The organism is Streptomyces sp. NPDC127084, assembly GCF_042724175.1.
Taxonomy (GTDB): Bacteria; Actinomycetota; Actinomycetes; order Streptomycetales; family Streptomycetaceae; genus Streptomyces.
Window position 1 is genome coordinate 1 of record NZ_JBHXFA010000252.1, and the last position, 6,274, is coordinate 6,274.

Annotated in this window: 4 protein-coding genes; all 4 read right to left on the bottom strand. The window is 72.1% G+C overall.

Features of this window, described 5'->3' with window-relative positions; translation table 11 throughout:
• Positions 1 to 89: 89 nt before the first annotated feature.
• A complete protein-coding gene (gene pheT / locus ACFWI9_RS32280; protein ID WP_387168266.1) occupies positions 90 to 2,654 on the bottom strand; it encodes a phenylalanine--tRNA ligase subunit beta in 2,565 nt (854 codons plus the stop codon).
• Entirely contained in the window at positions 2,654 to 3,811 is a 1,158-nt protein-coding gene (pheS, locus tag ACFWI9_RS32285; RefSeq protein ID WP_387168269.1) for a phenylalanine--tRNA ligase subunit alpha, read from the bottom strand. Before pheS ends, pheT begins: the two co-directional genes overlap by 1 nt.
• Positions 3,812 to 3,948: 137 nt before the next feature.
• Positions 3,949 to 5,142, bottom strand: coding sequence for an ATP-binding protein (locus ACFWI9_RS32290; protein ID WP_387168271.1), 1,194 nt, complete (start codon positions 5,140 to 5,142; stop codon positions 3,949 to 3,951).
• Between the two features lie 126 nt (positions 5,143 to 5,268).
• Positions 5,269 to 6,117, bottom strand: a complete 849-nt coding sequence (locus ACFWI9_RS32295; RefSeq protein ID WP_387168273.1) for a TrmH family RNA methyltransferase — start codon at positions 6,115 to 6,117, stop codon at positions 5,269 to 5,271.
• Positions 6,118 to 6,274: the final 157 nt, after the last annotated feature.

A 6,274-nucleotide genomic window follows, 5' to 3' on the forward strand; every position in this document is an offset into this window, starting at 1 on the left:
GGATAGATCCGGCGGGGCAGAGTGAAGGGGCATTCGCCAACGGTGTCCGGGTGACCGGGTGCGCCCCCTCGCGCGACGGCGGGCGGGCGTCAGGCGCCGCGGAGCACCGCGCCGACGCGTTCCGCCGCCAGGGCGATCGCCGCGTCGCGCGCGGCCGACGCCTCATCGACGGTCAGCGTGCGGTCGGGGGCGCGGAAGCGCAGGGCGTACGCCAGCGACTTCCTGCCCTCACCGACCTGCTCACCGGAGAACACATCGAACAGCCGGATGGACTCCAGCAGTTCGCCCGCGCCTTCCCGCAGCACCCGCTCGACCTCGTCCGAGGGCACATCGGACGGGACGACCAGGGCGACGTCCTGCGTCGCCACCGGGAAGGTGGAGATACGCGGCGCCTGGAGCGCGCCCTCGCCGGCCCGCTCAAGCAGGTCGAGCTCCAGCTCCATCGCGCAGCTCCGCTCCGGCAGTCCGAACGCCTTGATGACGCGCGGGTGCAGCTCACCGGCGTGACCGACGAGGGTCTCCGCGCCGTCGACCGTGGCGTACAGCCCGGCACAGCGGCCCGGATGCCATGGGGCGTGCTGGTCCGCGCGGATGACGAGCTCGACGCCGGCCTCGCGGGCCACCGTACGGGCCGACTCGACCGCGTCCGCCCAGTCCGCCGGACGGCCCTGGCCCCACCAGCCGGCCTGCTCGCGGGCACCGGCGAGCACGGTGGCGACGCGCCTCGGCTGGCGCGGCAGAGCCGCGTTCAGCAGGGCGATCTCCTCGTCCGTGGGCCGACGGTCCACCGACAGCGTCTCCGGGAGCGCGGCCGGCTCCTCACCCGTCGGGCGGAAGACCAGACCGGTCTCGAACAGGGCCAGATCATGGGCGCCACGGCCGGCGTTGCGGCGCAGTGCGGTGAGCAGTCCCGGCAGCAGCGTGGTACGCATCGCCGGTTCCTCGTCCGAGATCGGGTTGACCAGGGTGACGACGGCGCGCCGCGGGTCGTCCGCCTCGAACCCGAGCTGGTCGAGCACGGCCTCGCCGATGAACGGGTAGTTCAGCGCCTCGACATAGCCCGCTCCGGCGAGTGCCCGGCCGACCCGGCGGTGCAGCCGCTGACGCGCGGTGAGTCCGCGACCGGACGGCGGCGTGGGCAACGTGGACGGGAGGTTCTCGTAGCCCTCCAGCCGGATGACCTCTTCGGCGAGGTCGTTCGGCGCGTGCAGGTCGGGCCGCCACGACGGCACGGTGACCACGAGCTCGTCCTGCCCGTAGACATCGCAGCCGACCTCCTGGAGGCGGCGTACGACGGTCTCCCGGCCGTACACGACACCGGCCACGCGGTCGGGGTGGTCGGCGGGCATCGTGATGGTGCGCGGCGCGGAAGGGGCGATGATCTCGGTGACCCCGGCCTCCGCCGTGCCGCCCGCGAGGAGCACCAGCAGGTCCACCGTGCGCTGCGCGGCAGCGGCAGCGGCCTGCGGGTCGACGCCGCGCTCGAAGCGCCGGGACGCCTCCGACGACAGCTTGTGGCGGCGCGCCGTACGGGCGATGGACACCGGGTCGAAGTGGGCGGCCTCGATGACGACTTCGGTGGTGCCGCGCACCTCGCCGGTCTCGGGGTCGGTGACGGAGTCGGCGATCTCGGTGTTGGCTCCGCCCATCACACCGGCCAGGCCGATCGGTCCGCGGTCGTCGGTGATGACCAGGTCCCCGGCGTCCAGAACACGCTTGACCCCGTCGAGGGTGGTGAACTTCTCGCCGGGCTCGGCGCGGCGCACCCCGATCGGTCCGTCAAGGCTGGACCGGTCGTAGGCGTGCAGCGGCTGGCCCAGTTCGAGCATCACGTAGTTGGTGATGTCGACGGCCAGGGAGATCGGGCGCATGCCCGCCTTCTGGAGCCGGCGCTGCATCCAGATCGGGGAGCGGGCCTCGGGGTCCAGCCCGACGACGGTGCGCGCCGTGAAGCGGTCGCAGCCCATAGGGTCGCCGATCCGCACCGCGTGGCCGAACGAGTTGGGCGCGGGGACGTCGAGCAGCGCGGGGTCGCGCAGCGGCAGCCCGTACGCGATGGCGGCCTCGCGGGCGACACCGCGCATCGACAGGCAGTAGCCGCGGTCGGGTGTGACGGCGATGTCGAGGACCTCGTCGTACAGCTCCAGCAGCTCGGTGGCGTCGGTGCCCACCTCGACCTCGGGCGGCAGCACGATGATGCCGTGCGTGCCGTCGTCGCCCATGCCCAGCTCGTCGCTGGAGCAGATCATGCCGCGGGACACCCGGCCGTAGGTCTCGCGCTCGGCGATACGGAAGTCACCGGGCAGGACGGCGCCGGGCAGGGCCACGACGACCTTGTCGCCGACGGCGAAGTTCCGGGCGCCGCAGATGATCTCCTGCGGTCCACCCGTACCTCCCCCAGAGCCTTCGGCCTGGGATGTGCCCCCAGCCTCCCCCACGTCGACCGTGCAGAAGCGGATCGGCTTCTTGAACTCGGTGAGTTCCTCGATGGTGGCCACCTGGCCCACGACGAGGGGGCCGGTGAGCCCGGCGCCGAGCTGCTCGACGGTCTCGACCTCGAGCCCGGCGGCAATCAGTTTGGCCTGTACGTCACGGCCGGTCTCCGTCGCCGGCAGGTCGACGTACTCCCGCAGCCATGAAAGCGGGATCCGCATCAGATCTCCATCCCGAAGGGCCGGGTGAACCGGACGTCACCCTCGACCATGTCTCGCATGTCTTCGACGTTGTGGCGGAACATCAGCATCCGCTCGATGCCGAATCCGAAAGCGAACCCGCTGTACTTCTCGGGGTCGACACCGCAGGCGACCAGCACCTTCGGGTTGACCATCCCGCAGCCGCCGAGTTCGATCCAGCCCTCGCTCGAGCAGGTGCGGCAGGGGCGGTCGGGGTCGCCGACGGACTCGCCCCGGCACACGTAGCAGACCATGTCCATCTCGGCGGACGGCTCGGTGAACGGGAAGAAGTTCGGCCGCAGCCGGGTCTTCATGCCCTCGCCGAAGAGCGCCTGGACCATGTGGTCGAGGGTGCCCTTGAGGTCGGCCATGGTGAGGCCCTCGTCCACGGCCAGCAGCTCGACCTGGTGGAACACCGGGGTGTGGGTGGCGTCGAGGTCGTCCGTGCGGTAGACGCGGCCGGGGCAGATCACATACAGCGGCGGCTCGCGGTCCAGCATCGAGCGGACCTGTACGGGGGAGGTGTGGGTACGCAGGACGACACCGCCCTGGTTCGCCGCTTCGGCACCCGCCGGAATCCCGGCGCCCTCGGCGCTCCCGGCGCCGCGGACGAAGAAGGTGTCGTGCTCACCCCGGGCGGGATGGTCCGCCGCGATGTTCAGCGCGTCGAAGTTCAGCCATTCGGACTCGACCTCGGGGCCTTCGGCGACCTCATAGCCCATGGCCGTGAAGACGTCCTCGATGCGCTCCATGAGCGTGGTGAGCGGATGCCGGGCGCCGGCGGGGGTGCGGTCGTAGGGCAGGGTGACATCCACCGCCTCCTCGACCAGCACGCGGGTGTCCCGCTCCGCTTCCAGCTCGGCCTGACGTGCGGCCAGGCCCTTGTTCACGGCGCCGCGGGCCTGGCCCACGCGCTTTCCGGCATCGGCCTTGGCGTGCGGCGGCAGGGCGCCGATCTCGCGGTTGGCGAGGGCGAGCGGCGAGGCGGGGCCGGTGTGCGCGATCTTCGCCTCGTGGAGCGCGTCGAGGTCGCCGGCGGCGGCGAAGGCGGCGAGCGCCTCGTCCCGCATGCGCTCGATCTCTTCCGGTTTCAGTGCCTCGACCTCTACTGGGTCGTATGACTTATTGGGTGCCGACATCTCTTCCCGTGCTTCCGATGGGGTGGCTGGGGCCCCTGCTAGACGACCGAGGACGCAAAGGTGCCAAAGGTCGAGTTTAGCGGGGTGAGGTATACGAGAGAGCCCGTGGTCCGCGGGTCGGGACTCAGCGAGGGTGGTCAGCTGAGGTACGCCGGGGCGCCCACGGGCAGGGTAAATCGGAACTCGGCTCCGCCGCGGGGGCCTCGCCCGACGGTGATCGTCCCGCCGTGCGCCTCCACGATGCCCTTGACGATGTACAGACCAAGACCGGTACCACCGCGCTTGCTCCCCCGCCAGAAGCGGGTGAAGACACGGCCCATCGACTCCTCGGGGATGCCGGGGCCTTCGTCGCTCACGGTGACGACCGTTCCCTTCTCGTCGGGGTCTCCGGGCTGTGCGGGCGCTGCCGCCACCTCGATGGTGACGGTTCCCTCGCCGTGCCGCACCGCATTTTCCAGCAGGTTGCCGAGCACCTGGTCGATCTTGTCGGGGTCGGCCCACAGCGCGGGCAGCCCGCACTCGACGCGTACGAAGAAGCGGTCGGGCGACTGGCCGCGCGCGGTATGCGCCTGGACATGGCGGCCGACTGCCACGGCTATGTCGACCGGCTGACGGCGGACCTCCAGCCGTCCGGAGTCGATCCGGGAGATGTCGAGGAGTTCGGCGATCAGCCGGGTGACGCGGTCCGCGTCGGCGTCGACGGTCTCCAGCATCAGCCGCTTCTGGTCGTCGGTGAAGCGCTCCCACTTGGCGAGCAGGGTGGCGGTGAAGCCCTTGACGGAGGTCAGCGGCGAGCGCAGCTCGTGGGCGACGGTGGCGATCAGTTCGGCATGGCTGCGTTCGGTACGGCGCCGGGCCTCGGTGCCTCGCAGGGTGACCACGACCCGGCGGACCGGCCCCATGGGGGTCTCCCGGACGTATCGCGCGGAGACCAGCACCTCGCGGCCACCGGGCAGCAGCAGATTGCGCTCGGGCTGGCCGACGCGGGTGGCGAGGCCGCCGTAGGGATCGGTCAGCGGCCACCAGCGGCGCCCCTTGAGGTCCTCCAGGGGCAGGACATGCTCGAGCGGCAGCCCGATCGCCTCGGACCCGGGGGTGGCCGTGATGCGTACCGCCGCGGCGTTGAAGCAGGTCACCAGCCCGGTCTCGTCGGCTACGACCAGTCCGTCGGGCAGGTCGTCGGGGTCGATACCCAGGTCGCCGAGGCCCAGGGGCGGGCAGCCGGGGGCACCGTACGCCGACGCGTCGGCGGCCTGCGCGACCGGTCTCCCGACGGAGTCGCCGACCGACGCCGCAGCTGACTTCGACGGCCTGCTCGTGCCGACAGCCATCCCCGTACCCCACCTCTCGAACCGGTGCAGTGGGTCCCCGAGTTGGCCACACTACTAGGCGTCGGTGACGGAGCGACAGCCCTGGCGACCGCGCAGTCGGCACCGCCGGGGGCGTGCCGAACCGGCTCAGCGCGCCCGGCAGCCCCCGGCGGTGCGCTGGGCGCGGGCGGAGGCATACAGGCAGACAGCCGCGGCGGTCGCCAGGTTGAGGCTCTCGGCCTTGCCGTGGATGGGGACCCGGACCACGGCGTCCGCGAACGCCCGGGTCTCCTCGGGCAGCCCCCAGGCCTCGTTCCCGAAGATCCACGCGGTGGGGCCGCCCATCGTGCCGGCGTCGAGCTCGTCGTCCAGGTCGTCCTCCCCGGCGCCGTCGGCGGCGAGGATACGGACCCCGGCGGACTTCAGCCCGCTGACGGCCCGCTCGACGGGTACGCCCACGGCGACCGGGAGATGGAACAGGGAGCCGACCGAAGCCCGCACCGACTTGGGGTTGTAGAGGTCCACCGACGCGTCGGTGAGTACGACAGCGTCGGCGCCCGCGGCGTCGGCGCAGCGCAGCACTGTGCCGGCGTTCCCGGGGTCGCGTACATGGGCGAGCACGGCGACCAGCCTGGGCCGGGCGGCGAGGATCCGGTCGAACGGCGAGTCCAGGAAGCGGCAGACGCCGAGCAGCCCCTGCGGGGTGACGGTCTGCGAGACCTCGGCCAGCACGCTGTCGTCGGCGTAGTGGATGCGCGCCCCCGCGGCCCGGGCGGCGGCGACGATGTCCCCGTACCGTTCGGCGGCCTCGACGGTGGTGAAGAGTTCGAGCAGCGTCGGCTGCCCGTCCTCGGCCCGGTGCTCCACCGCCTCCCGTACGGCCTGCGGCCCTTCGGCGATGAAGCGGCGCTCCTTCGACCGGAAGTTCCGCTTGGCCAGCCGCTTCGCGGCGACGACACGCGGGGATCGCGGGGAGATCAGCTCGAAGGTGCCCATGGGGTGGGTGCACACTCACTTCGTCTTGTTGCGCTCGGGCGCACAGGGGGCGGGGTGGGCGGGGTCCGGGCCGGGGCGATGGCCCGCCCTCGACGCACACGGACCCGCAGGCCAGTGGCCAGCGGGTCCGTGTCCGGTATAGGACGCCAGGGACGGA

What these genes read in the sequence shown, in the direction of transcription:
- pheT (WP_387168266.1), bottom strand. Translation starts at nt 2,654, where the DNA reads ATGCGGATCCCGCTTTCATGGCTGCGGGAGTACGTCGACCTGCCGGCG.
- pheS (WP_387168269.1), bottom strand. Translation starts at nt 3,811, where the DNA reads ATGTCGGCACCCAATAAGTCATACGACCCAGTAGAGGTCGAGGCACTG.
- ACFWI9_RS32290 (WP_387168271.1), bottom strand. Translation starts at nt 5,142, where the DNA reads ATGGCTGTCGGCACGAGCAGGCCGTCGAAGTCAGCTGCGGCGTCGGTC.
- ACFWI9_RS32295 (WP_387168273.1), bottom strand. Translation starts at nt 6,117, where the DNA reads ATGGGCACCTTCGAGCTGATCTCCCCGCGATCCCCGCGTGTCGTCGCC.